The sequence below is a fragment of the Bacteroides sp. 1_1_14 genome (genome assembly GCF_000162515.1).
Lineage (GTDB): Bacteria > Bacteroidota > Bacteroidia > Bacteroidales > Bacteroidaceae > Bacteroides > Bacteroides thetaiotaomicron.
In genome coordinates this window covers 302697-329422 of record NZ_GG774707.1, presented here as the reverse complement: position 1 = coordinate 329422, position 26726 = coordinate 302697, and the positions used below count along the sequence as shown (strand labels likewise).

Annotated in this window: 21 protein-coding genes and 1 pseudogene; 12 read left to right on the top strand and 10 right to left on the bottom strand. The window is 45.5% G+C overall.

Annotated elements, in window-relative coordinates:
- From bioA to bioD, 5 genes are all read left to right on the top strand, one after another.
- Positions 1-1897 (top strand): adenosylmethionine--8-amino-7-oxononanoate transaminase (gene bioA / locus HMPREF9007_RS08810; protein WP_008762334.1); only part of this gene is annotated, 1897 nt, incomplete at its 5' end.
- Between the two features lie 31 nt (positions 1898-1928).
- Positions 1929-3083 carry an 8-amino-7-oxononanoate synthase gene (locus HMPREF9007_RS08815; protein ID WP_008762333.1) on the top strand — a complete coding sequence of 385 codons (1155 nt, stop codon included), beginning with the start codon at positions 1929-1931 and terminating at the stop codon, positions 3081-3083.
- Positions 3080-3739, top strand: a complete 660-nt coding sequence (locus tag HMPREF9007_RS08820) for a pimeloyl-ACP methyl esterase BioG family protein (protein ID WP_008762332.1) — start codon at positions 3080-3082, stop codon at positions 3737-3739. Before HMPREF9007_RS08815 ends, HMPREF9007_RS08820 begins: the two co-directional genes overlap by 4 nt.
- A gap of 10 nt (positions 3740-3749) precedes the next feature.
- Complete coding sequence (bioC, locus tag HMPREF9007_RS08825; protein ID WP_008762331.1) at positions 3750-4535, top strand: malonyl-ACP O-methyltransferase BioC; 786 nt, start codon at positions 3750-3752, stop codon at positions 4533-4535.
- Positions 4532-5179 carry a dethiobiotin synthase gene (bioD, locus tag HMPREF9007_RS08830; protein WP_008762330.1) on the top strand — a complete coding sequence of 216 codons (648 nt, stop codon included), beginning with the start codon at positions 4532-4534 and terminating at the stop codon, positions 5177-5179. The genes bioC and bioD overlap by 4 nt, the downstream gene beginning before the upstream one ends.
- Positions 5180-5203: 24 nt before the next feature.
- On the opposite strand, the gene HMPREF9007_RS08835 is transcribed toward bioD, so the two are convergent.
- From HMPREF9007_RS08835 to HMPREF9007_RS08850, 4 genes are all read right to left on the bottom strand, one after another.
- A complete protein-coding gene (locus HMPREF9007_RS08835; protein WP_008762329.1) occupies positions 5204-7561 on the bottom strand; it encodes a PAS domain-containing protein in 2358 nt (785 codons plus the stop codon).
- 90 nt (positions 7562-7651) lie between these two features.
- A complete protein-coding gene (locus tag HMPREF9007_RS08840) occupies positions 7652-8176 on the bottom strand; it encodes a biotin/lipoyl-containing protein (protein WP_008762328.1) in 525 nt (174 codons plus the stop codon).
- 51 nt (positions 8177-8227) lie between these two features.
- Positions 8228-9739: an acetyl-CoA carboxylase biotin carboxylase subunit gene (accC, locus tag HMPREF9007_RS08845; RefSeq protein ID WP_008762327.1), complete on the bottom strand. Its 1512-nt coding sequence runs from the start codon at positions 9737-9739 to the stop codon at positions 8228-8230.
- A 62-nt stretch (positions 9740-9801) separates the two neighbouring features.
- Complete coding sequence (locus tag HMPREF9007_RS08850; protein WP_008762326.1) at positions 9802-11346, bottom strand: acyl-CoA carboxylase subunit beta; 1545 nt, start codon at positions 11344-11346, stop codon at positions 9802-9804.
- A gap of 245 nt (positions 11347-11591) precedes the next feature.
- Here HMPREF9007_RS08850 and HMPREF9007_RS08855 point away from each other — a divergent pair, with 245 nt between their 5' ends.
- The 4 genes and pseudogenes from HMPREF9007_RS08855 to HMPREF9007_RS08870 all read left to right on the top strand — a co-directional run bounded on the left by HMPREF9007_RS08855 (position 11592) and on the right by HMPREF9007_RS08870 (position 15958).
- Positions 11592-12179 carry a DUF3575 domain-containing protein gene (locus HMPREF9007_RS08855; RefSeq protein ID WP_008762325.1) on the top strand — a complete coding sequence of 196 codons (588 nt, stop codon included), beginning with the start codon at positions 11592-11594 and terminating at the stop codon, positions 12177-12179.
- 24 nt (positions 12180-12203) lie between these two features.
- Positions 12204-13659: pseudogene (locus tag HMPREF9007_RS08860) on the top strand (DUF3868 domain-containing protein).
- Positions 13660-13899: 240 nt separating this feature from the next.
- Positions 13900-15399, top strand: a complete 1500-nt coding sequence (locus tag HMPREF9007_RS08865; RefSeq protein ID WP_008762324.1) for an L-lactate permease — start codon at positions 13900-13902, stop codon at positions 15397-15399.
- A gap of 40 nt (positions 15400-15439) precedes the next feature.
- Positions 15440-15958 (top strand): N-acetyltransferase, encoded by a 519-nt coding sequence (locus HMPREF9007_RS08870; protein WP_008762323.1) that lies wholly within the window; start codon positions 15440-15442, stop codon positions 15956-15958.
- 60 nt (positions 15959-16018) lie between these two features.
- On the opposite strand, the gene prfH is transcribed toward HMPREF9007_RS08870, so the two are convergent.
- Positions 16019-16639 carry a peptide chain release factor H gene (prfH, locus tag HMPREF9007_RS08875; RefSeq protein WP_008762322.1) on the bottom strand — a complete coding sequence of 207 codons (621 nt, stop codon included), beginning with the start codon at positions 16637-16639 and terminating at the stop codon, positions 16019-16021.
- A gap of 4 nt (positions 16640-16643) precedes the next feature.
- The gene (locus tag HMPREF9007_RS08880) at positions 16644-18041 is read right to left on the bottom strand and encodes an RtcB family protein (protein WP_008762321.1); all 1398 of its coding nucleotides are present in this window, start codon (positions 18039-18041) and stop codon (positions 16644-16646) included.
- A 491-nt stretch (positions 18042-18532) separates the two neighbouring features.
- Here HMPREF9007_RS08880 and trxA point away from each other — a divergent pair, with 491 nt between their 5' ends.
- Entirely contained in the window at positions 18533-19027 is a 495-nt protein-coding gene (trxA, locus tag HMPREF9007_RS08885; RefSeq protein ID WP_008762320.1) for a thioredoxin, read from the top strand.
- Between the two features lie 158 nt (positions 19028-19185).
- On the opposite strand, the gene HMPREF9007_RS08890 is transcribed toward trxA, so the two are convergent.
- Genes HMPREF9007_RS08890 through HMPREF9007_RS08905 form a run of 4 tightly spaced genes read right to left on the bottom strand, consistent with a single transcriptional unit; the run spans position 19186 to position 24619 of the window.
- The gene (locus tag HMPREF9007_RS08890) at positions 19186-19905 is read right to left on the bottom strand and encodes a LytTR family DNA-binding domain-containing protein (RefSeq protein ID WP_008762319.1); all 720 of its coding nucleotides are present in this window, start codon (positions 19903-19905) and stop codon (positions 19186-19188) included.
- Complete coding sequence (locus HMPREF9007_RS08895; protein ID WP_008762318.1) at positions 19902-21008, bottom strand: histidine kinase; 1107 nt, start codon at positions 21006-21008, stop codon at positions 19902-19904. The genes HMPREF9007_RS08890 and HMPREF9007_RS08895 overlap by 4 nt, the downstream gene beginning before the upstream one ends.
- The gene (locus tag HMPREF9007_RS08900; protein ID WP_008762317.1) at positions 21008-22084 is read right to left on the bottom strand and encodes a sensor histidine kinase; all 1077 of its coding nucleotides are present in this window, start codon (positions 22082-22084) and stop codon (positions 21008-21010) included. The genes HMPREF9007_RS08895 and HMPREF9007_RS08900 overlap by 1 nt, the downstream gene beginning before the upstream one ends.
- Before the next feature lie 57 nt (positions 22085-22141).
- Positions 22142-24619 (bottom strand): TonB-dependent receptor, encoded by a 2478-nt coding sequence (locus tag HMPREF9007_RS08905; protein WP_032850534.1) that lies wholly within the window; start codon positions 24617-24619, stop codon positions 22142-22144.
- Between the two features lie 867 nt (positions 24620-25486).
- Here HMPREF9007_RS08905 and HMPREF9007_RS08910 point away from each other — a divergent pair.
- Positions 25487-25831: a hypothetical protein gene (locus tag HMPREF9007_RS08910; protein ID WP_008762315.1), complete on the top strand. Its 345-nt coding sequence runs from the start codon at positions 25487-25489 to the stop codon at positions 25829-25831.
- Positions 25832-26166: 335 nt separating this feature from the next.
- Positions 26167-26616, top strand: a complete 450-nt coding sequence (locus HMPREF9007_RS08920; protein WP_008762313.1) for a hypothetical protein — start codon at positions 26167-26169, stop codon at positions 26614-26616.
- The last annotated feature ends 110 nt before the right edge of the window (positions 26617-26726 follow it).

Here is a 26726-nt window from a genome sequence, read left to right as displayed (position 1 = left end):
CGGACGAAAACCTTCTCCCAAACAGATCAGTCAACTTTGCGATGCGGCTCGCCTTATGCGGAAACATTCGTCCATCCAACTTTGTGCATCCCTTGGATTACTCAACGAAGAAGAACTCCGCGCCTTGCACACAGCCGGAATCACCCGCTATCACTGCAACCTCGAAACAGCTCCTTCCTATTTCCCCACACTCTGCTCCACACATACACAAGAGCAGAAGCTGGCCACTCTCGACGCCGCCCGCCGGGTAGGAATGGATATCTGCTGCGGTGGCATCATCGGCATGGGAGAAACAATGGAACAACGTATTGAATTTGCTTTCACTTTGGCGGAATTGAATGTACAGTCCATCCCCATCAACCTGCTAAGTCCGATCCCCGGAACTCCACTGGAAAATGAAAAGGCATTGAGCGAAGAAGAAATCCTGCGAACCATCGCCCTGTTCCGCTTCATCAATCCTACCGCTTTCCTGCGTTTCGCAGGAGGACGTTCGCAGCTCACTCCCGAAGCCATGCGCAAAGCCTTGTTTGTCGGCATCAATTCCGCCATCGTGGGTGATTTGCTGACCACACTCGGTTCCAAGGTTTCCGACGACAAGAAGATGATTCTGGAAGAAGGTTACCACTTCGCCGACTCCCAGTTTGACCGCGAGCATTTGTGGCATCCTTATACTTCTACTACCGATCCATTGCCTGTCTACAAAGTAAAGCGGGCGGACGGAGCAACAATCACACTCGAAGACGGGCGGACACTCATCGAGGGAATGTCGTCCTGGTGGTGTGCTGTGCACGGATACAATCATCCGGTATTGAATCAGGCGGCAAAAGACCAGTTAGACAAGATGTCCCATGTCATGTTCGGAGGACTGACTCATGATCCGGCCATCGAGTTAGGCAAACTGCTGTTGCCCTTGGTTCCCCCATCCATGCAAAAGATATTTTATGCGGATTCCGGTTCGGTGGCGGTAGAAGTTGCCTTGAAGATGGCCGTGCAATATTGGTATGCAGCCGGAAAGCCCGACAAAAACAATTTCGTAACCATCCGTTCCGGTTATCACGGTGACACTTGGAATGCCATGTCCGTATGCGATCCCGTTACCGGGATGCACAGTCTTTTCGGTTCATCGCTTCCTGTCCGATATTTCGTTCCGGCCCCCTCTTCGCGATTTGACGGAGAATGGAATCCGGACGACATCATCCCCCTGCGGGAAACGATAGAGAAACACTCCAAAGAACTGGCGGCGCTCATCCTCGAACCCATTGTTCAGGGAGCAGGCGGTATGTGGTTTTATCACCCGCAGTATCTGCGTGAAGCGGAAAAACTCTGCAAAGAACACGATATCCTCCTGATCTTCGACGAAATAGCCACAGGATTCGGACGCACCGGCAAACTCTTTGCCTGGGAACACACCGGAGTGGAACCGGACATCATGTGCATCGGAAAGGCACTGACCGGAGGATACATGACACTGTCTGCAGTATTGGCAAGCAATCAGATAGCAGATACTATCTCCAATCATGCCCCAAAGGCTTTTATGCACGGTCCTACCTTTATGGGGAATCCGCTCGCGTGTGCGGTGGCGTGTGCTTCTGTCCGGTTGCTGCTCGACTCCGGCTGGGCAGAGAATGTGAAACGAATCGAAGCTCAGTTAAAAGAAGAACTGGCTCCCGCCCGCAAGTTTCCGCAAGTAGCGGATGTACGGATATTAGGAGCCATAGGAGTCATCCAGACAGAACGTTCGGTGAGCATGGCATACATGCAACGCCGCTTCGTAGAAGAAGGTATCTGGGTACGTCCGTTCGGAAAGCTGGTCTACCTGATGCCCCCGTTCATCATCTCTCCGGAGCAATTAAGTAAACTGACTTCCGGAGTACTTAAAATAGTCAGAGAAATGTAACTTAACTATCTTCTCAAAAAATGAATAGATTATGATTTTAGACTCTATCAATCAAGAACTTCTGACTTTAAAAGAGAAGAAGAATTACCGTTCCCTCCCACAGTTGATTCATGATGGAAGAGACGTGACAGTAGACGGACGACGGATGCTGAACTTATCATCCAATGATTATCTGGGGTTAGCCAATGAGGTGTCTTTAAGAGAAGCGTTCTTAAAGACCATCACTCCGGAAACCTTTCTGCCCACTTCCTCTTCCTCCCGCCTGCTGACAGGCAACTTCACTGCCTATCAGGAACTTGAACAGCAACTGTCTACTATGTTCGGAGCAGAAAGCGCCCTTCTGTTCAATAGCGGATATCACGCCAACACAGGGATACTTCCTGCCGTCAGCGATGCCCGTACATTGATCCTTGCGGACAAACTCGTACATGCCAGCCTGATAGACGGAATCAGATTATCATCTGCCAAATGTATCCGGTACCGGCACAATGACTTAGCCCAGCTCCGGCGTCTTCTTGAAGAAAACCACGGTATGTATGAGAAGATAATCATCGTTACCGAGAGTATCTTCAGCATGGACGGAGACGAAGCCGACCTGCAAGCGCTGGTACGATTGAAACACGATTACGCTAACCTTCTTCTCTATGTAGACGAAGCCCACGCTTTCGGAGCACGGGGCGAGAAAGGCTTAGGATGTGCCGAAGAACAAAACTGCATCAACGACATCGACTTTCTGGTAGGAACTTTCGGGAAGGCGGCAGCATCCGCCGGCGCATATATCATCTGCCGACAGACCATCCGGGAATATCTGATCAATAAGATGCGTACCTTTATCTTCACAACGGCCCTTCCTCCTGTCAATATCCAGTGGACCGCATGGGTACTGAAACACTTCGCCGATTTCCGAAGCAAAAGGGAGCATCTGCTGCAAATCAGCAGGAAACTGAAAGAAGCACTGACCGAGAAAGGATATAACTGTCCTTCCGTCAGCCACATCGTGCCGATGGTGGTCGGAGCAAGCGAAGATACCATCAGGAAGGCAGAAGAATTGCAACGCAAGGGATTCTATGCCCTGCCGGTACGCCCGCCTACAGTACCCGAAGGGACTTCCCGTATCCGCTTCTCATTGACAGCGGACATCACAGAAAAAGAAATCGATACACTTATAGAAATCATTAACGGATGAAGCAGACTTTTATTATCAGGAACAATGGAAAGCACCTTCTACTATTCTTCGCAGGATGGGGAATGGACGAAACGCCTTTCCGACATATCCATCCGGCGGAATGTGACTGGATGATTTGTTACGATTATCGTTCGCTGGAATTCGATACAACTTTAATACAGGCATATTCCAAGATTTCGCTGATCGCATGGTCAATGGGAGTCTGGGCGGCTTCGCAGGTAATGAAGCAATATCCCTCCCTGCCTGTTTCCCAAAGTACCGCCATCAACGGAACACTTTATCCGATACACGAAACGAAAGGAATTACGCCATCCGTTTTTGAAGGCACCCTGCAAGGACTGAACGAACAAACCCTACTGAAATTTCAGCGAAGAATGTGTGGTTCTGCTGCTGATTACAAGGCTTTTCAGACAATAGCTCCCAAACGTCCGGTTGAAGAACTGAAAGAAGAGCTTGCCGCCATCCGGCAGCAATACTTGTCATCCCTCCCTTCGGAGTTTGTCTGGCAAACAGCCATCATCGGAGATAACGATCGGATTTTCCTTCCGGACCATCAAGAGCAGGCATGGAGAAACAAGGCAGTCTCCCTCCTGCACGTCGAAGCTGCCCATTATCAGCAGGAGCTTTTTAATGAGGTAATCATGAACATTAAATAATCATTGATCAATGAATAAGACAATTATTGCAGAACGTTTCTCAAAAGCCATCTCCACCTATCCCCGTGAGGCAAATGTACAACGGCAGATAGCAAATAAAATGATCCGCCTGCTCCAGAAACATATTCCCTCTCCCTGTCCGAAAGTGATTGAGTTCGGATGCGGAACGGGCATTTACTCCCGAATGTTGCTCCACACCCTTCGTCCGGAAGAGTTGCTTCTGAATGACTTATGTCCGGAGATGAGGTATTGCTGCGAAGATTTATTAAGAGAGAAACAAGTCTCTTTTCTTTCCGGAGATGCGGAGACGATTTCTTTTCCGGATAAAAGTACGTTGATTACTTCCTGTTCCGCTTTGCAATGGTTCGACTCGCCGGAGGAGTTCTTCAAAAGGTGTAATACATTGCTTCACAGTCAGGGATACTTTGCTTTCAGTACTTTTGGGAAAAAGAATATGAAGGAGATACGTGAGCTTACCGGAAAGGGACTGCCCTATCGTTCAAAGAAAGAGCTTGAAGCAGCCTTGTCGTTCCACTTTGATATACTGTACTCAGAAGAAGAACTGATCCCCCTTTCTTTCGAAGATCCGATGAAAGTGCTGTATCATCTGAAGCAGACGGGGGTGAATGGTTTGTCAGCGCAATCATCCCTCTATCCGAAGCATGAGAAACAGACTTGGACCCGTCGTGATTTGCAGCATTTTTGCGAACGTTACACACAAGAATTTACACAGGGCACTTCAGTGTCCCTGACATATCACCCTATTTATATCATAGCAAAAAAGAAAAAAGTATGAAACAGAATGTATATTTTGTAAGCGGTATCGATACCGATGCCGGCAAAAGTTACGCGACCGGCTACCTGGCACGCGAATGGAATAAAAACGGCAAAAGAACCATTACGCAGAAGTTTATCCAAACAGGAAATGTGGGGCATTCCGAAGATATAGACCTGCATCGGCGCATTATGGAAATCCCTTTCACCCAAGAAGATCAGGAAGGGCTGACCATGCCGGAGATCTTTTCTTATCCCGCCTCCCCCCATCTGGCTTCCCGACTGGATCATCGTCCCATTGATTTCGACAAGATCAAGCATGCTACCGAAGTATTAAGCGAACGGTATGACTGTGTTCTGCTTGAAGGCGCGGGCGGTCTGATGGTTCCTCTGACTACGGAGCTCCTGACAATTGAATATATCGCACAGGAGAAATATCCGCTTATCTTCGTGACTTCCGGAAAGCTGGGCAGCATCAATCATACTCTCCTGAGTCTTGAAGCCATACAGAAACGAGGCATTGTGCTGGATACAGTACTTTATAATCTCTATCCAACGGTAGAGGATAAAACGATTCAGGATGATACGATGGAGTTTATACGGACATGGCTCGAAAAGTACTTTCCGGAAACAAAGTTCTTATTAGTTCCCGAGATAGGAAAGTGAGTATAATATAATCACTTGTAGTTGCTACCCCGAACACTTCCCCAACGCCTCTTCCAATGCTGCTTTTGAAACCGGCTTCGTGACAAAGTCATTGCAGCCGGCTTCCAAAGCCTGCTCCTTGTCCGCTTCGAAAGCATAGGCGGTCAAGGCTATGACAGGAATCTCCTTCGAATAGGAACGAATGATGCGGGTAGCCTCCAGTCCACCCATACGAGGCATCTTGATATCCATCAGAATCAAATCCGGCTGGAACTGTTTATACATCTCCACCGCCTCAAAGCCATCTTTCGCCCATAGCAGGGTGTAATCTTTGCCGATCATATTCTTGATCAGTACAAAGTTGCTGTCCACATCTTCAGCCACCAGAATCTTCTTGATCTTCTGCATCCTCTTGATGGTGTGGCTGATGTATTTCGTTTCCGAAACCTCGGAAAATGCAATACGGTCATCCGAGCGTTCTTTATAAGGTATCGTAAAGAAGAAAGTCGATCCTTTGCCTACTTCCGAAGTGGCTCCGATCTCCCCTCCTATCTTCTCTATGATCATCCGGCAGATGGCAAGTCCGAGACCTGTCCCCTGCGCAAACGAGTTCAACTTGACAAAACGGTCGAAAATATGTCCCACCTTGTCGGGAGCTATTCCGATGCCTGTATCCTTCACATAAAAACGGATACATTGATTATCGACTTTAAAGCCAAAGCGGATTTCACCGGAAAGCGTGAATTTACCGGCATTGGTGAGGAAGTTGGTGATAACCTGCGCAATGCGATTCCGGTCTTCTTCAATAATCAGGTCATCGTCTTCATTGTCCAAGATAAGGGTCACTCCTTCCTGCACACGATCCTTATGAATCTGATAGATATTCCGGCATACTTCACCCAGGTTCATCGGCTGTCTGACGTATTCCAATGTACCGGCTTCTATCTTCGACAAGTCCAAGATGTCATTAATCAGCTGCAACAGGATCTCTGAGTTCTGATTGATAATGCTCGAATAGAGTTTTTCTTCTTCAAGGGTTTCGGCAGAAGGCAACAGATTGGAAAAACCGACAATCGCATTCAGCGGCGTCCGGATTTCATGGCTCATATTGGCAAGAAAGGCGGTTTTTAATCTGTCGGATTGCTCTGCCTTGATGCGTGCCTTAATCAGTTCCTGTTCGATATTCTGAAAGTTAGTGATATCCCAGGAGATGCCGATCAGAAGCGGTTCGCGCCCTTCCATCGGGACAAGCGCTTTCAGTGTCTGCACAATACGGGTCTCACCGGTGGCCGCCACGTAGGTCTCCTGCATATCGATCCGTTCATGCGTCCGGATCAATTCCAGATCATCCCTGCGGAACCTTTCAGCATCCGCACGCTCCGGAAAGATCTCAAAGTCCGTGCGGCCGATTGCCCGGGAGGCGGGAATCTTGGAATGTTCGGCAAATGCCTTGTTCCAATACAGGTATCTGAAATCGTCTTCGGGATCTTTCACATACAGATAGACGGGGACATTATTCAGAATGCCGTCCAGCAGGAGATTCAATTCACGAAGTTCATCCCGCTTCTTGATCACATCGGTAATGTCCTGCGTAAAAAACCAGATAAGTTCCGTATCATCTTCCTGTGTAAGGTAGGTAGAGACTTGGTGTACTCTGTTTTTCTCCTCACCTTTGCGCACATACGCTGCACGGTATGAAAAGCTGCCGCCATTATCGCGTATATCTTTCAGTTTGGCTTCCCATAACTCCGGTGTGCGCATAGAGACGGGCAGGTCGTATATTTTCTGGGTACCCATCTGCTGGGTGACACCGTACTCTTCCATAAATTGCTTGTTGGCATATACCAGCGTTCCGTCACTGGAAACGGCAAGAATGCTGTCACTGACTTTGTCGAGTACGCTTTTAAATATCTCCAGCTGTTGCTGGGTGGCCACTCTCTCCGTGATGTCACGACACATGATCAGAACGTATTCTTCATCCAACGGAAAAATCCGGTTCTCGTAGTAATGGTGAGAGCCATTGAAATCCATGTCGTGATGCGCTGCCGAAACAGTCCGCGTGGCGATCACTTTCTGCATATTGGCATGGATGTTCTGATAGGCTTCGGGAGGCACCATCTGGCGCATGTGCATTCCTTCAAAATCTTTGTTGGATATCCCGACATGATTGGTTTCTTCATTGGATACGACTTCAATTCCCACTTCGTCGTGGTTGAACACAGTCAGCATATCCGGTAAGGAATTTAATATTTTAACGGCATACCTTTCCTGAAAGCTGGTGGAGCTTTCTTCAGGTTGTTTATTCTGTTCCAGAGATCGAAGTTGTCGCTTCAGTTGCTCATTTTCTTTTCTAAGCAACTCCAATTCCTCTTTCAGTGCTTCTTTTGTTTGTTCGTTGTTCATAAGACATCCGGATATAAATACGTACTTATCTGCCAAAAGTAAAGAAAACTTTTGAGATAAGTACGTAAAACACCTTTATTTTTTCAAGAATCATTCAATCACCATAATCCGGTCGTTCAAACCGACCTTCATACCGTCTTCGACAAAGACTTCTTTCACTACTCCGTCGGTAACAGAACGAATCTCGTTTTCCATTTTCATGGCCACCAATACGCAAAGCGGGTCTCCACGCTTGACTTCATCTCCCTTCTTCACGTATATTTTCAGGATCACCCCCGGCATCGGCGCCTGTACCACCTGACGCCCTACGGCTTCCGTACCGGCACGGGCATTATGTATCTTTTCCATCTCTCCCTGTAGCTCTATCTGATAAAGCTCACCCTTATTCATGATGGTATAAGAATTATTGGAAGAAGGGGAAATCTGCACTCCATGCGAGTGATGATCGATGATGATCGAATGAATGGAGTCGCCTCCCATATTGTAATCGACCTCATATATTTTACCGTTGACCGCTATCTTCTTGATCGGTCCGTCTTCCAGAATCTCTACCTTATATTCACTGTCCGGCATATCCAGAAGCTTGGCATAATAAGTCGCTAACGATGTACCCATATCTTTCTAATTTTAATAAATGACCAACTTAACTTTCAACTCTCAACTTATTCAATAATTATTGGCAGTCATCTGCAACTTGCCATAATACTTCCAGAGAGATTCGCCCACTACAGGGAGCGTGGTGGCACGGGATGCAGCTTCTTTCTCCCGCTCGTAATGCCTGACGGCGGCAGCGATCACGGCAACAGTCGGGTCGGTATTCTGCCGACGCTTCAAGTCTTCCTTGTCAAAACGGGTGTCGATGAAAGTCGTATCATATTTTCCTTCGAGGAAAGCGGCATTCTTCAACACACGCTGATGGAAAGGAATCGTCGTCTTGATGCCCAGAATCTTATACTCACGCAAGGCACGTGCCATGTTGGAGATGGCGGATTCGCGGGTACGCCCCCAGCAGCAGAGCTTGGCAATCATCGGGTCATAGTGCAGGGAAACTTCGAATCCGGCATAGGCGGCACTGTCCAGACGGAGATTACGGCCTTCGGGAGCTTCACGAACGGTTATCACTCCGGGAGATGGCATAAAGTTATTCTCCGGATCTTCGGCATAGATACGGCATTCGATGGCAGCTCCGCTGAATTTTATATCTTCCTGCTTATACGGCAACGGATTGCCCGCAGCCACCGTGATCATGTCACGCACCAGATCGACGCCGGTACATTCCTCCGTCACCGGATGCTCTACCTGCAAACGGGTATTCATTTCAAGGAAATAGAAGTTCTGGTCTTTATCCATCATGAACTCCAGCGTGCCGGCACTGTAATAACCGATCCGCTTGCAAGCCTCTACGGCTACTTTCAGCATCTTCTTACGGGTTTCGTCTTTCACAAACGGTGACGGAGACTCCTCGATCACCTTCTGATTACGTCGCTGAATGGAACATTCACGCTCGCCCAGATGAACCACATTGCCATATTTATCTCCCATAATCTGCACCTCGATATGGTGCGGATTCTCGATATATTTCTCTATATAGACCGCATCATTACCAAAAGAAGTACCCGCCTCGGACTGAGACAAACGAAGAGCCGTTTCCGCTTCTTCTTCGGAACGGACCAGACGCATCCCCTTTCCGCCTCCTCCGGCAAGCGCTTTCAACATAATAGGATAACCTACTTCCTTAGCAACCTTCTTCACTTCTTCGATCCCCTGCACGGGAGTTTCCGTTCCGGGAACGATGGGCAGCCCCGCTTCACGCATGATTTTGCGTGCTTCAGTCTTGATCCCCATCTTAGCAATAATATCGGCACCGGGACCGATAAAGATCACTCCTTCTTCTTCGCAACGACGGGCAAAGTCGGCATTCTCCGACAAGAACCCATATCCCGGATGAATGGCGGCTCCGGTCTTTTTGGCAATGGCCAGTATCAACTCCGGCTTCAAATAAGAAGTATCCTCCGGCGAATTGGAGATGCAATAAGCCTCCTCCGCATAGCGAACGTGCAAAGCCCCCCTGTCTACATGCGTATAAACAGCCACCGTCGAAATATTCATCACCCGGCAAGTACGGAAGATGCGCATGGCTATCTCTCCACGATTAGCAACTAATATTTTCTTTATCATAATCTGTTTCTTTTAATTGATCACTCTCCATTTTCAACTTTCAACTTTCCATTTTCCATTTATTAAAGTGGAATGTTCGAGTGTTTCTTAGGCGGATTGGACTGACGTTTGTTGGCCAGCATTTCGAAACTGCGTATCAAGCGTAGACGGGTAACGGCCGGATCGATCACTTCATCCACATAGCCCAGTTCCGCTGCGCGGTAAGGATTGGCAAACTTTTCACGATAATCGCTCTGAAGTTCCTTTCGCCTTTCTTCGGGAGTCTGTGACTTTTCGATCTCTTTCTTGAACAGGATATTTACGGCCCCGTCCGGTCCCATCACAGCGATTTCGGCAGTGGGAAAAGCCAGATTGACATCGCCACGGATATGCTTGGAACTCATCACATCATAAGCGCCTCCGTAAGCCTTACGGGTGATAACGGTCACTTTCGGCACGGTAGCTTCGCAGTAAGCATAAAGCAGTTTCGCACCATTACGGATGATTCCGCCATATTCCTGATCTACTCCCGGAAGGAATCCCGGAACATCGACCAGAGTCAGCAAAGGTATATTGAAAGCATCGCAGAAGCGAACGAAACGGGCAGCCTTTATAGAAGCATTGATGTCCAGTGTTCCTGCCAGCACCAGTGGCTGATTGGCTACCACCCCAATCGTCTTTCCGTTCAGACGGATATATCCGGTGACGATATTCGCGGCAAATTCTGCCTGAAGTTCAAAGAAGTTATTATCGTCGGCCACCGCTTCTATCATCTCCTTTATATTATAAGGTTGATTCGGATTGGTGGGCACCAAGTCGGACAGTTCGGGTGTCAGGCGGGTCGGCGAGTCGTTGGTGACAACGAAAGGAGGCTCTTCCATATTGTTGCCCGGCAGATAAGAAATAAGTTCGCGGATGTAATTGATACATTCAATATCATTTTCGGCCGACAGATGCGCCACGCCGGACTTTGTCATGTGGATGCCCACTCCACCCAGATCTTCCTTGCTTACTTCTTCCTGTGTCACACTCTTGACTACGTCCGGTCCGGTGATAAACATATAGCCGGAGTTCTTGACCATCAGAATAAAATCGGTCAGTGCAGGAGAATAAACGGCACCACCGGCACACGGGCCCATGATGGCACTGATCTGCGGAATGACTCCCGAAGCCATGGAATTACGAAGGAAAATCTCCGCATATCCTGCCAAAGAACGGACGCCTTCCTGAATGCGCGCACCACCGGAATCGTTGAGTCCGATAATAGGTGCTCCCATCTGCATCGCCATGTCCATCACTTTGCAAATCTTCTTGGCGTGTGTCTCCGAAAGAGCCCCTCCGAATACGGTGAAGTCCTGTGCAAAAACATAGACCAGCCGTTTGCCGATCATTCCGTAACCAGTCACTACCCCGTCACCGGAGAATTTCTGTTTTTCCATACCGAAGTCGGTACATCGGTGGGTCACCAGTTTATCAAGTTCGATAAACGACCCCTTTTCCAGAAGTAAGTCAATGCGTTCACGGGCGGTCAGCTTGCCCACAGAGTGCTGTTTCTCAATACGGGCATCCCCGCCACCTTTTTCTGCTTTCCTGTTCAGTTCTTCCAGATTCTTGATAAGCTCTTTCATAGGCTGTTTGTATTAATGTTATGTGTAAAAATAGTCAGTAATAAATTAATTAGTTGTCATATTGATTACACAAAGGTATTTTTATATAGTAAACGTATCATTTGCCGAATTTGTTAGCATTTATGCCCTTAAACATCTTTATGGCGGATACGGGCTGGGAATCTTTTCTACGGGTTTACACAACAAAGTCACACAATCATGTGTTTATCGCATATCATTTTAATAAAACCTAGACCCTAACAAAAATGAGAACAATTAAACTTTTATTAGCAGCCGGTTTCCTGCTCGTATTGGGTACAAGCGTGTATGCGCAAGTACAACGGAATGAAACCTATCTACCCAAATTCGCCATCAAGACCAATGCCCTCTACTGGGCTACGAGCACTCCCAACCTGGGATTCGAAGTCGGACTGGCAAAGAAAATCACCCTCGATGTATCCGGCAACTACAATCCGTGGAAGTTTGGCGACGACCGCCAGATCAAGCACTGGCTCGTACAACCGGAATTGCGCTACTGGCTCTGCGAACGTTTCAACGGAAGTTTCTTCGGTCTGCACGGACACTACGGAGAAATGAATGTCAGCAACCTGAATATATTCGGAATGGGGCACGACCGCTATGACGGCAGTCTGTACGGAGCCGGCATCTCTTACGGATACCAGTGGATCATCAGCAAACGCTGGAGCATGGAAGCAACCATCGGAGTCGGTTACGCCCGTCTGAAATATGATAAATATGCCCGCGGTGACGGAGGCGAAAAACTCGGGCACAACACCCGCAACTATTTCGGCCCGACCAAAATCGGGCTCAGCTTCATTTATGTCATCAAATAATCGAACTTTCTAAAACTTACAATGATGAAAAGAAAACTTATCTATCTATTTATAGCTCTTGCAGCCACCATACTTCCGGCTCATGCACAGAAATTTCTGAATGATGCGCTCACGCTCTCGAATGTATCCTTATGGCAACAAGGAAACTCGCTTTATATCGGCATGACGGTCGACATGGCAAACCTGACCATCGGCTCGGCACGCAGCCTCAGCCTGATCCCTCTGCTGACGGACGGACAACATAATGTCCCGCTACAGGAGATTATCGTCAACGGCAAAAGACGCGAGAAAGCCTATCTACGTGGACTGGCGATCAGCAAACAGGAACCCACGGCTATCATCGTACCTTATAATAAAAGAGAAACGTTTAATTATACGCAGGTCATTCCTTATCAGCCATGGATGGCAAACGCATCCCTGCAACTGGTAGAGAACCTGTGCGGATGCGGCAACTATCAGGAAATGAACGCGCAGGAACTGATAACGAACGATGTATCTACCGAAGCCAAACGACTGAGTGCCATGTCTCCTATCGTAGCCTACATCCAGCCTACGGTGGAAGTGGTGAAAAACCGCAGTGAGCAATACGAAGCTCATCTGGACTTCCCCGTCAACAAGTCTGTCATCCTTACCGACTTCATGAACAATCACTCCGAACTGGTGAATATTCATTCTATGTTTGATAAAATTCAGAATGACAAAAATCTGACCGTACAAAGCATCAGCATCGAAGGATTCGCTTCTCCCGAAGGGCCGCTGGCTTTCAACGAGCAACTCTCTAAAAAAACGTGCGGAAGCTCTAAAAGATTATCTGGTCAAGAACGAAAAGGCATCTGCCAAACTGTATAAAGTGACTTTCGGTGGAGAGAACTGGGACGGACTGGTGAAAGCTCTCGAATCCTCTTCGATGAAGGATAAGGAAACCTTCCTGAATATCATCAAAAATACAACGAATGACGTGAAACGTAAACAGGAAATCATGAAAGTCGGCGGCGGCGCTCCTTATCGCACTATGCTGAAAGAGATTTATCCGGGACTGCGTAAAGTAAACTGCAAAATCGACTACACAGTGGTCAACTTCGATGTGGAACAAGGACGTATCATCATCCGTGAGAATCCGAAATATCTGAGTCTGAACGAGATGTATCAGGTAGCCAATAGTTATCCGAAAGGCAGCAAGGACTTTGTTGATGTATTTGATATTGCCGTACGTATGTATCCGGCCGATGCCGTAGCCAATCTGAATGCAGCGGCTGTCGCCCTGTCACAGAAGGATATCAATACCGCACTGAAATATATGGAAAAAGCGGATCATACCACTGCCGAATTTCTGAATAATACAGGCGTGTATAACTTCTTAAACGGAGATATTCAACGTGCTACAGCAGCCTTTGAACAAGCTGCCAAATTAGGAAATGAAGCTGCTCAGGCAAACTTGAAACAGTTGCAACAGATCATGAATATGAAAATGAGCAAGTAATAGCAGAAGGGACGGAAGTCACTTAAAACGATTTTTCAGGCACGGATTACACGGATTTCACGGTTTGGGGTTACCTAACTCTTAAAACCGTGTTAATCTGTGAAATCCGTGCCTAAATATATTTTTGACACATTCACAAAAAGAAGTTGGATAAAATTAGAGTCACATATCCATCAAAACTACCTTTTGTTTTGTTATATTAAGTATTCACCAAAAGTTGACTATTTAAAATTTAGAATTATGACACTAATCCTTGCTATTATTCCGGTATTGCTATTAATTGTATTGATGGCGTTTTTCAAGATGTCCGGCGACAAGAGCAGTATTATCTCGTTGATTGTAACCATGCTGATCGCTCTTTTCGGTTTTGCCTTTTCTGTAGACAATCTGTTTTATTCCTTTTTATATGGAGCGCTGAAAGCGGTCTCTCCTATTTTAATCATCATTCTGATGGCTATTTTCAGTTATAACGTATTACTGAAAACGGAAAAGATGGAGATTATCAAACAACAGTTCGCTTCCATCTCTACGGATAAAAGTATTCAGGTATTGCTGCTGACTTGGGGATTCGGAGGATTACTGGAAGCGATGGCAGGATTCGGAACGGCGGTTGCTATTCCGGCGGCGATTCTTATCAGTCTGGGATTCAAGCCGATATTTTCGGCGACTGTCAGTCTGATAGCCAACAGTGTCGCTACGGCTTTCGGTGCTATCGGAACTCCGGTATTGGTATTGGCAAAGGAAACGAATCTGGATGTGCTACAACTCAGCACGAACGTTGTATTGCAATTATCGGTACTCATGTTTCTGATTCCGCTGGTTTTGCTTTTCCTCACCAATCCTAAACTGAAAGCGCTCCCGAAGAATATATTTCTGGCCCTGCTGGTCGGAGGTGTTTCTTTGGTCGGACAATATCTGGCTGCCAGATATATGGGGGCAGAATCGCCTGCCATTATCGGAAGTATTCTTTCTATCATTGTCATCGTTCTCTATGGAAAACTGACCGCATCGAAAGAAGAAAAGGCTCGGAAAAGTACGCTGAAAACCAAAGATATACTGAATGCGTGGAGCATCTATTTACTGATTTTGTTCCTGATCATCCTCACCAGTCCGCTTTTCCCGAGTTTGAGAAGTACATTGGAGAATAACTGGATTACAAGAATCAGTCTGCCCGTCAATGCATCTACTGTGAACTATACGATCTCGTGGCTGACTCATGCAGGTGTACTACTCTTCCTCGGCACTTTTATCGGTGGGTTGATACAAGGTGCCAAAGTCAAAGAGCTGTTTATCGTTCTTTGGAATACGGTGAAGCAATTAAAGAAAACCTTTATTACCGTGATCTGTCTCGTGGGGTTATCTACCATTATGGATACTTCGGGAATGATTGCTGTCATCGCTACGGCACTGGCTACTGCTACCGGAAGCTTGTATCCGCTGTTTGCTCCGGTCATCGGCTGCCTGGGGACATTTATTACAGGAAGTGATACCTCCTCCAACATCCTTTTCGGAAAGTTACAGGCAAGTGTGGCAGGACAGATTCATGTCAGTCCGGATTGGCTGTCAGCAGCAAATACGGTAGGTGCGACAGGCGGTAAGATTATTTCTCCGCAAAGTATCGCCATTGCGACTTCTGCCGGAAACCAGCAGGGAAAGGAAGGGGAAATACTGAAAGCTGCCATCCCGTACGCATTGGCTTATGTGGTGATTACCGGAATTATCGTTTATATTTTCAGTTAATCATCCGAAAAGTATATCTTTGCCGAAACACTTTTATTCCATGAAGAATTTTAAAATCAGACAAGAAACAAAGGAAGACCTTGACGAGGTATACCAACTTATCAAAACCGCTTTTGAAACAGCAAAAGTGAAGGACGGAGACGAACAGGATTTCGCAGTAAAACTGCGGGAAGGGAAGAATTTCATTCCGGAGCTTTCGATGGTTGCCGAAACGGACGGAAAGCTGATCGGTCATATAATGATGACCCAAACTCCGGTTTTACAAAGCAATGGCGAACGATATACAGCATTATTGGTAGCTCCATTATCCGTACTATTAGAGTATAGAGATCTGGGAGTTGGCTCTGCTCTTATGAAAGAAGGGTTGAGACTGGCTGCCGAGATGGGTTATCAAGCTGTTTTCCTTACGGGTGACCCCAATTATTACAGCCGGTTCGGATATCAGTCCAGTAGCAGATTCGGGATTACCTGTCCGGGAATCCCCGACCAGTATGTATTGGCTTATGAATTAGTGCCTCACGCATTAGACAAAGTAGAAGGAACCATCGGCGAATGGTGATAAAACGATGAGGGTGTGTCTTCACTGCAGACACATCCCCATGTTTTTCATCCCTGATACTTAAATCAACGGTTCCCGAATCACCTTCACGGGATTCCCCCGTTGAAGATGATTATGATTACTCCAGTTTTCCTGTGCCTGAATCATCGCTTGTTCCATCGTCCATGACGAAAGTTTCACCAACAGGCGTTCCGTTGCCAGCTTCTTGTTCTGCCATTGCGAACGTTGGTCGGAAGCTACCACACTCATCCCGGACGGGATGTGAACGGCACGGACCGCGGACTCTGTCTTGTTGACATGCTGCCCGCCCGGACCGGAAGCCCGTAAGGTTTCATAGCGGAAATCTCTTTCCGTAGCCTCCTGACTCTCCGACAACACAAACGAATGCACACCGACAAACCAGTTTTTCCGCTTGTGATAAATGCGATACGGGCTTTGGGCAATCCATTGCACCGTTCCCTCCCATTCATCCGCCAGTTCTCCGCTCGCTGTGCCTTGAAGAGCAATGGTAGCCGAAAGCAGTGTCCGGTTGACCGGTCCCACTTCACGTTCTATCATTTCCACTTTCAGTCCGCTTGCCTGCGCCTGTCTTACTATTCTTTCGAGTACCAATGCCACCACCCGGCAACATTCTGCAGGTCCCCTGCCGGAAGTTATCTGTAAATAGACTTTCTCCTTCATCGCCTTATTCTTTATTCATTCGTACGATGCGAGGCATAAATCTACCCTGCACTTCCACCAAAGTCTCCTGCGTGTACATCACGCGGTCGATGTCTTTATATGCCAGAGGCATTTCCTCGATACTTCCGCCTATCAATGTCACGTCTGCCTGCGACAGCATCTTTTTCAAAGCCGACTGAGTGAAACTCTCCTTTGCTTTCTGACGGGACATCGCTCTTCCGGCTCCGTGAGAAGCAGAGCACAAGGATTCTTCCACCCCTTTGCCACAAACCAGATAATCTGCCGTAGCCATACTTCCGGGAATCAGCCCCGCCTGTCCCTTTTGTGCAGGAGTTGCCCCTTTGCGATGCACAATCGCCATACGTCCCGGAGCTATCTCCTCTTTCCACGCAAAGTTGTGATGGTTGTTGACATTCGCAACAGGTTTCAGTCCCAATGCTTTAGACAGATTCAAGTGAATACGCTCGTGACAGGCACGGGCATAGTCTCCTGCCAGATTCATACTCATCCAGTACTCCTGCCCTTCTTCGGAGTCCAGACTCAGCCATGCAAAATGCTGCGCCTCCCGAGGAAGTTTGCAGACTTCACGGGCCAACAGACTGTAATGTTTGGCAATAGCAGCACCCAAGCCACGTGAACCGGAATGTGACAACAAAGCAACATAACTCCCTTCTGGAAGATTCAGCACATTATTCGCCTGCAAAGCAATTTCACCGAACTCCACAAAGTGATTCCCACCTCCGGAGCTTCCGAGTTGCCGCACGGCCTTTCCTTGCAAATCCTTTAATAAAGGAGTCGACCGAAATTCTTCCCGATCCAGCACTTCATGCTCCTGTTCAAAGCCCAGGCCGCCATCCATTCCGAAATGTGTAAAGTCTTTCAAAGCCTCCTTTATCTGATAAGAATATCGTTTCAGGAAGTCTGCTTTCGCATCAAATACCGTCAGACTCATCCGGCAACCGATATCAACCCCGACAGCATACGGTATCACGGCATTATCAGTAGCCAGTACCCCACCGATAGGCAATCCATAACCGGCGTGCGCATCGGGCATCAACGCTCCGCCGACCGTTACAGGCAGGCGCATAGCCAAATTCATCTGTTGTTTGGCAAGAGTCTCGATAAACTTACCTCCATAGGTTTTATACATCAACGGATCTTCCCGTAAGTCGTAAGCTACGAACTCTTTCGCAAGTATAGTAGGCGACAGGCGTTCCGCCAGCTTACTCCATATTTCATTGTTTTTATAAGATTCGGGATGTTCGAGTATATTGCTCAAAGTCATTGCAATCTGTTCCTTCGTGTCATGTTTGCTATATTTGCCTACAATGTCTACTACCAGACTACGGGCTACATTATCCCGATATCCCAGTTTACTTAAATCTTTTAATCGTATTCCCATACTTTTTTTCTGTTCGCATACCACACCCCGTCCGCCTCAACAGCGGAAAGTAAGGTTATACACGGTATGCCAATGCTTCGGATACGGATACAAAACATCCATCCACAGCATTGAAGTGAATAATTTGAAAAATAAAAATGTGATTGCAGGACTAATCAACTATTACCGCCAGCAGCAGAGTTGCGGTAAACGTAAAAAACAAAATGTCGCAAAGCCCCGCCTTCCCGACGAGACAACTTAGTCCTAATTTGAAAATATTATAGCTCCAACATAATTAATACCCTTTCCATCATTTTAAAGGGTGAATACTCATTTTATCGCGACAAAAGTAGCGCATATTTTTATTACTTCCAAAGATAAAAAGACATTTTTTAGCGTTAAAGGAGCAGTGATGGGAAATTTTGCCAAGTGTTTCAGTCAAATCGCTATTTCACGGGAAGCTATTTCGCCTTACCTTTGCAACATAGAAAACAAATAAACCGAAAAGATTTATGAAACTGATTAAAAGCATTATGAGCGCCTTCGCTATCGTACTGGCCACCACAGCCTGTGCGGGAAATGGCGGAGAAAATAAAAAGAGTAATGAACCAACAAAGGAGGACAATAAAATGGAAGTAGTATCATTAAATAAAGCAGAGTTTTTAAAGAAGGTATATGATTTTGAAGCCAATCCGAATGATTGGAAATTTGAAGGCAAACGTCCGGCAATCGTCGATTTCTATGCAACATGGTGCGGACCGTGTAAAGCGCTGCATCCTGTTTTGGAAGAACTGAGCAAAGAATACAGTGGTAAGGTAGACATCTATCAGATTGATGTGGACCAAGAAAAGGAACTGGCTGCCGCCTTCGGTATCCGCAGTATCCCCACCCTGTTACTGATTCCGATGAAAGAAGAACCGAGAATCACGCAAGGGGCTTTGCCCAAAGACCAGTTGAAGAAAGCAATCGACGAATTTCTTTTGAAACAGAATAACGAAGCTAAATAAACTAATTTCGATTTTTTCTTGATATGCAACTACCCTCTATCAGCATTCTAATGACTGACAGAGGGCAGATTCTTTTATAAACTTTCCTTTATCTACCAATATTGCATCAGATTAAAGACTAACGGATATATATGACATAAAAAACATCGCAAGACCTGTCACCATCTTTGTTGTTTCATCACGAATCCTTCAAAGAAGTCATCCCGATAACTATTCCCGATAGCAATCTCATACGACTTGATAAATATATCATTATTGTCGAACGAATCGATATGGGCTGTATTGACTATATACGATTTATTGACCCGTAAAAAAGAGTCCTTCGGCAACAAGTCAAAGACCGCTTTCAGACTCATACGGGTGATGATGCGTTGTTCGCCCAACTGTAGAATTACATAATCTTTCAAGCCTTCTACAAAAAGGATATCAGAGAAGTTGACCTTGAAGTATCTGCGTTCCGCCTTTACAAAGAAATACTCGGCAGCCACAATCGTCTCAATGGCTTCCTTTTCTTCCTGTAATAATAAAGAATGATAAGACTGCGCCTTCTCAACCGCCTTCTGAAAGCGCTCCGCCTCCACCGGCTTTATCAGATAATCAATTGCGTCCACTTCGTAGCTATCCAGTGCATACTCCGTATAGGCAGTGGTAAAGATTACCAATGTCCGTTTGGAAATGGTACGGGCAAACTCAATTCCCGTAATGCCGGGCATTTGAATATCCAGAAAGACAAGGTCTACTACGTGCTGCTCCATAAAGTCGGAAGCCGTGGCGGCACTGTTAAAACTTCCCACCAGCTGAAGACATTCCGCCTCCTCTATCAGCAATTTCATAGCCTCCCGTGCCAATGGTTCATCGTCTACAATAATACAATTCATAACGTTATACATAAAGTTACCATATACCGATTTTCATTCTCTATCTGCTCCAATTCATAACGGTCGGGATATAACAATCCTAATCTACGCTGAATATTCGCAAGTCCGATTCCTCCTACCTTGTTGCTGACAGCAACCGCCGGCATCGTATTTTCACAACGGAACTCCAACCGATTCTCTTCTATCTTAAAAGAAAGATGTACATACGAAGGATGCTCGCTATCAAAACTATGCTTTACCGCATTCTCCACAAACGGGATAAACAATAACGGCTGAATCCAGATGGAGTCAATGTCCCCTTCCTGCTCCATTGTAAACTGAAAATGATCCCGGCGTATCTTTTCCAGATTCAGATAGTCGTTCAGAAAACGGATATCCGAGGCTAAAGCAACCCTTTCGCGCGAACTGTCATTAATCTGATACCGCAGCAAATCTTCCAGTTTGAAAAGAACTTTGGAAGCCTCTTCCGGATTCCGCTTTATCAGTACATTGGCGTTATTCAGCATATTGAACAGAAAGTGCGGGTTAATCTGACTCTTAAGGAACTTCAGTTCCGATTGCAAAGTGGTAGATTCCAGCTGATCAATGCGCAGATTATAACGCAGCCAATGAGTGAACAATGAAATAGCTGCCGAACCTGCGGTGACAAAGCCCATAGTGAGTATCCCCGAAAAGGTGTTGATGAAAGTGGCAAATCCATCGGGATTCCTGACAGGCAAAATAACTTCAAAAAGCATTCCCTGCGTAACTGAAAGGAAGAAAATGACCACTAAGTTGGTAACTATCGCAGCCAGAACATAACCACCCAAACGGTTCTTTAGCAGAAAAGAAGGAACCAGGACATACAGATTGGTATATATCACCGCATTCATAGACAAGAAATAGACCAGACAGCCTCCAAAGCGTTTCAAGAGAGAGACCACCTGCAAAGGCTCGTACCAAAAAACATTGATTGTAATCAGCAGAACAGCCACCTGCAAGAGGATATGTCTGTATATCCTGCAATGAGGACTCAGCAGAAAAGCGGTGACACTGCTGCTGTTCATGGTTCCGTCACCGGGATTCCTGTCGAGCGTATTTTTATCGTTTGTACTTATTCTCATTATTCCCCTCCATTCAGTTCCAGTCTTATACATTCCATGGTAAAAGATAGTCCGTAGCGGTCGCCATACAATAAGTCCAGCCTTTGTCTGATCCGTTCCAGTCCCCTGTTTACGGAGAGATTAAGTTGCGGACACATACAAGTGAATACAATCGTACCCTTCTCCGCTTTCAGATGGATGTCCAAAGAGACAGGAATCGATATCTGCTGTTCGTGCGTCAACTCCATGATATGCTGCACAAAAGGAATGAAGAGCAGAGGAGGAACCAGCACCCTGTTTACCTCCCCTTCCGAAGTAAACTGATAGCGGAATTGCGGAAGGGAGCTTTGCTCCAATGTCAGATAGTTGGTAAGGAAGACGATTTCACTGCTGAGCAATACTTTTTGCCGGCTGCAATCATATAACTGATAGCGCAGCAACTGGCTCAGCTTCATCAACATCTTCGAAGCCTTTTCCGGCTCGGTCAATGTCAGTTCACCCGAATGATGCAACGTTTTGAAAAGAAGTTCGGGGCTGACCTGCTCTTTGAGCTGTTCCACTTCGGACAGTACGTGCGCCTTTTCCATCTGTGAAACACGCTGATTCTCAATCATCCATTCTTTCAGAAGCAAAGTCATCGTTCCTCCTATCATGCAAAGCGTTGACAGCATAAAAGAAGAAATGTAGTCCATCAGCATGGGAACCGAGAAATACGATCCCCGCGCATGAAGCTGCGGCCAATGGGAGTAAGCAAGGTATTCTATGACCATCTGTATCAGCAGTGCAATGACCATTGCCACAGACAGCACCGACAGATAGGTCATATAATGCCTTTTCAACAAATATTTCGGGAATAACCAGAAAAGGTTCAGACAAATAACGCCAACGTATGTGAGCATATATATAAACGTGAACACATAAATCCATACGCCCAGTATATCCCGATAGTCCATAAAAATGATGAATACCTGATTGAAGGAGATAGTACCCAACACCATGACAAGTATCAGATACCGCATCCATCGGAATGCCGGACTTACGAGCAATCTATATAAAAAGGCCGATTCGTTGCCTGCTGCAGTTGTTTCAGTTGCCATATGCTTCATTGGGTACGAAGATAAAACATTTTCCGTTAAGGTCTCTATACCGGATATCTAAAATTCAAGCTTATAACTCACATTAGTCAGAACGGTAGAGCCGTCGGTTGCGTCTATCTTTCCGGTTTTCACGTTATACTCATGTCCGTAGTGCTCTTTCGTGCCCATAAAGTTCAGGCCCTTCACAGCAAATTCATGAGATACTTTTTTCTTGTTGATGCGGTAGCTGACGGTATAATTGCCGATAAACATGGGCGAATACTGTTTGGAGAATGCCTTCCTTTCGTCATACTGCACTTCCTTGTCCGGATGCTTCATGGTTGCTTCCATGTCAATCGGAGAATAGCGGTCGCCGCCCTGCAAGGTCAGTTTCAGGTTGATGCTAAGAATATTCTGTTTGTTGCGTCCCAGCATCCATTCTTTGCCGATCAGTCCGTTGATGACATAGTTGCGGTTGAACTTCGTGTTGTACCATACACCGTCTCCGCCACGGTAACGGGAGTCGAACAACGAACCGGAGATCATGTAATAAAGTCCTTTTTCCAGGAAGCGTTCGAGGGTTATGTCAATCCCGATATTCCGGCCTCTTCCTTTGTTGACAAGCGCATCTTCTACATAAAAGTCGGAGCGGTTGAGTACGGAATAGGAACTATCCGCCATTACCGGTACATCGTGCAGGAACTGTACATAAGGTTCTATTTTCAGATTCATGCGGTCCGAAATCTTGTAGCCGAAAGACAGCATGATGTGCTGCGCCTTGGTGAAGTCGAGGTTCTTGTTGACGGACTGATTTCCCGTACTCTTCGTTTTCACAAAGTAGACGTCCATTTTCTCCATCCGGCTGTATATGCCGTAAGCTAAAGCAAAGGTCGCTTTCGGGGTAGCCTGCCATTTCAGTCCGGCACGGGGTTCGACAGACCATTTATTATTCAGCGTCAGGTATTGTCCGTAGATACCGGCGTTGAGAGTCCAACGGTCGCTCAGTCCGACAGAAGAACTATTGTAAGCAGAAATCAGACTCGTATTACCATCTCCCTTCGATACCGTTTCCAGCGGCTGAGCTTCGTATGGAGCTATGGCAAGGTTCATGTCATAAAACATGGCAGTATAAGTGAATCCTGTCTTATTGGTAAAGCGGTTGCTGAATTTACGGTTGAAGGTGCTGGTCAGTATCAGGTTGGTATGCCTTGATTCAAGGTCCATATAAGGAGTCGATTCCAACGCATGATTGAACATGGAAGCGCCTCCGTCCAACTGCGAGTAGGTAGCGGCAACGGTTGTTTTCAGTGATGCGTCACTATTGAAAAAGTAACGGTGACTGATACCTCCAGCGGCCATATACTGCTTGTCACGTGATTCGCTGCGGTCGCCCAGATATTCCCATTTCTCAGGATTCCTCTCCATGTCACTCTTAAATTTGTCAATCAGGCTGGTTCCCCATACCGAGAAAGTCCCGGCCATCTTTGTGGGAAAGTTTAGTTTGAAGTTCAGGTCCTGATAGTCCATCGTTCCGCCGTCAAGATTCAGTAGTCCTGTGGTAGAGTAACGATAATTGAAGATATACGAGGCTTTATGCTTCTTGCTCAAAGGACCTTCGGAAGCAACGTCAATTCCCATGATTCCCACTTGGATCGTGTTTTCGTTCTTTTGATTGTTACCGTTGCGCAGCTTCATGTCGAACACGCCGGACACTGCATTTCCATATTCAGCCGGAAAAGCTCCGGTGAAGAAATCGGAATTTCCGAGTACCTGTGAGCTAAGGGAAGAAAGGATTCCTCCACCCAATGTGGCAATATCCGCAAAGTGATTCGGGTTCGGGATTTCTACATCCTCCAGCCTCCATTGCAACAGATGGGGTGCATTGCCATGAATCGAAATGCCATTCGAAGAGACGCTGGGCGCCACTCCGGCAAAAGCGGAAACCAGACGTGCAGGGTCGTCGAATCCGCCTGCATAACGGCTCGCTTCCTCCACGCTCAGCATACGTGCTCCGGTAGTTGCCATCTTATTCATCGCTTCTTCTTTGTTCGTCCGCGCACGGACCACTACTTCACTTAGTTCGTTGACGCTTTCTTTCAAAGGTATTTCCAAATAGACTTCTTTGGCGGAAGTCACCAGTATTTCTCTGAAAATGCCGGGTTCATATCCCATGAACGCTGCCTCTACCGTATGTCTCCCGACGGGAACCTGCGGAATGGTGAAACGTCCCAGGCTGTCGGTTGTCGCCCCCATCCCCTCTTTATCTGACAATCTTACTGTCGCATACGGTATAGGATATTTGGAATCTCCGTCAACAACCATCCCACGAATGGTCTGGACCGGACGCCCTTTCCGCTCCGATGTTTGCCCGAAAGCAAAGGCTGATACAAACAAACCGATCAACAGCAATATCCATCCTCCATAACGATACAGTTTCCGTGTGAGTTCTTCGCAAAGGACTCTTTCAAAAGTTTTAAGTACTACTCCGCATTCATCTGCCGGAATCCCCGAACGGTTTGCTACTTCCCCTAACAACATAGTTTTATTCATCTTCATGACTTATTCTGTTTTTTATTTCGACACGAAGATAAGGGATACTGCATTGCCGGTTTTTCAAATGAGACGAACACGCCTCATTTGTAGACAAGATGTGGAATTGGTAAGATAAATGTCCTTTCAGTCTAAATGTTCCAAATTTAATATTATATCAATAGGAATTTGCTCAAAAAGTCATGAACGACAGCATATCCTGCATAAATTAGTGCAATAATATGCAGGAATACGGGTTCATCCTGCATAATACTGCGTGAAATATGCATCTTTTTTTAGTCATTCAGTACTCTTTGGTTTTAAAGGAACGGGTGTTCCTTTAAAACCAACGCTCCGTCCCTTACTAATGAACTTGTTTTTCATCAGTGAGGAAGTTATAAAAAGGCTGTTTTTGCTCGTTTTTGCTCTAGTTCATCATAAATACCGATAAAATAGAAAATGACAGAACGGAGTACCTTCCTTAATTAATCCATCTAAATGATAAGTATTAATAGGAAATGGTTACCATTTTACTCTAAGAACACTTCCAATTACATAAAGATAGAATTTCGTATTTACAAATGACGGAGATATTCTATTCTCCTTGATAAGTGATATGTAATTACGGTCTTTAGTGCCTGTGTAAATATCCTCTTTTTAAGAAAAGGTCATTTTTTCAGTGAATGGCTAATATATACATATTATCACAATGTCTGTCATGTAAATAAAATAAAATGGACGCTAGATTGTTTTTCATTAATAGTTTCATAACTTTGTCAGTAGCATATATCGAATTAGAAAATAGAATTCAGTAACCTCGCCTTATAGTATCGGTTACTGAAATAACCTCTACTCGTCGAGTGTGATTATTTATTCATTAGTAACAACATTGTTATGAGAAAAGAAGTTGAACAATTAGCTTTAATGGGTGCAATGCCCGATGAAGCAGATGAACGAATAACGGCTGCATTAGTTGATGAATATGCAGACTTATTAGGCAAGATAGTTAAACCTGTCACTTTGGATGAAGCACATATTTTAATCAAGCTCTTTCCGCCGACTGCTTTATATGGGATAGAATGGACATTACTACATTTAATAGAGTCTGTGTATTCAGAAATAAAATCTCTTGAATATAGAGAACTTATAAATGAATGTAATTGTACAGAGTTCAAGAAGATGTTAGTTCAACGTCTTAATAATTCACAACAGAAAAAAATTACTAACGAAGCAGGATAACGCTTATAGCGTTCCCCGCTTAGCCATTATCAGTGATCCAAAACAAACAAATGTATGGAAAAGTATGATATAAATAAGGTATACACCCCATAATAATAAATGCTCATCAATCGGGAATGATGAGTGTCTCCAATAAGGTATATATCCTGACTCTTGGAAAACCTGCATTAAAAAAAGATATCGCAACGATATTTGATTATGCAGAGATTCAAGAATTTCCGAATACTCGTGAGCAAGAAGAATTCTCTCAAAAATGGCTCAATTCTTTTTTAAACAGAGAGACTTACTAAATACGTCGAGTAAGTTGTAATATGTAATTCCTATTAATCAATTAAATGAAAAAAGGTACGAATAAAACAGATAATTATTTCGAACGCGTAAAACAAAGATTACATCCTCCCAAATACAGATATTATTTCTTCGATTATCTGTATTTTAAGGGTGAACAATGGAGCAAGAAAGCCTTCAGATGCTCCGGTGCATTCATTTTACTGGAGTATTGGATAATGATCGTAGCTTTTCCGGCATTTGGATTCACGAGTGTAACCCATCACTTTGGAGACAATGCGGTCATATTTTATCAAGTACTGATTCTTTTATTGCCTTACATTTTCATATTTTTCCGTTACCGTAAAGACAGAAAAAAAGCTATTATCAATCATTACCGACACTCGAAAAGTAGTGGAGTGACTATGACCTTCATCATTATCCTCCCATTTATCTTGTTCTTTTTTGAATTATGGCTATTCGATAAACTGGAATGGATAGATTGCAAATTATGGTAATCAGCAATAAACAAAAGGAATATAGTTAGGACAAAATCAAGGAAACTTATGGACGACTTTGCTAAACTCTAGCATTGAAATTACATAAAAGTATTCATCTGACAGTTGTT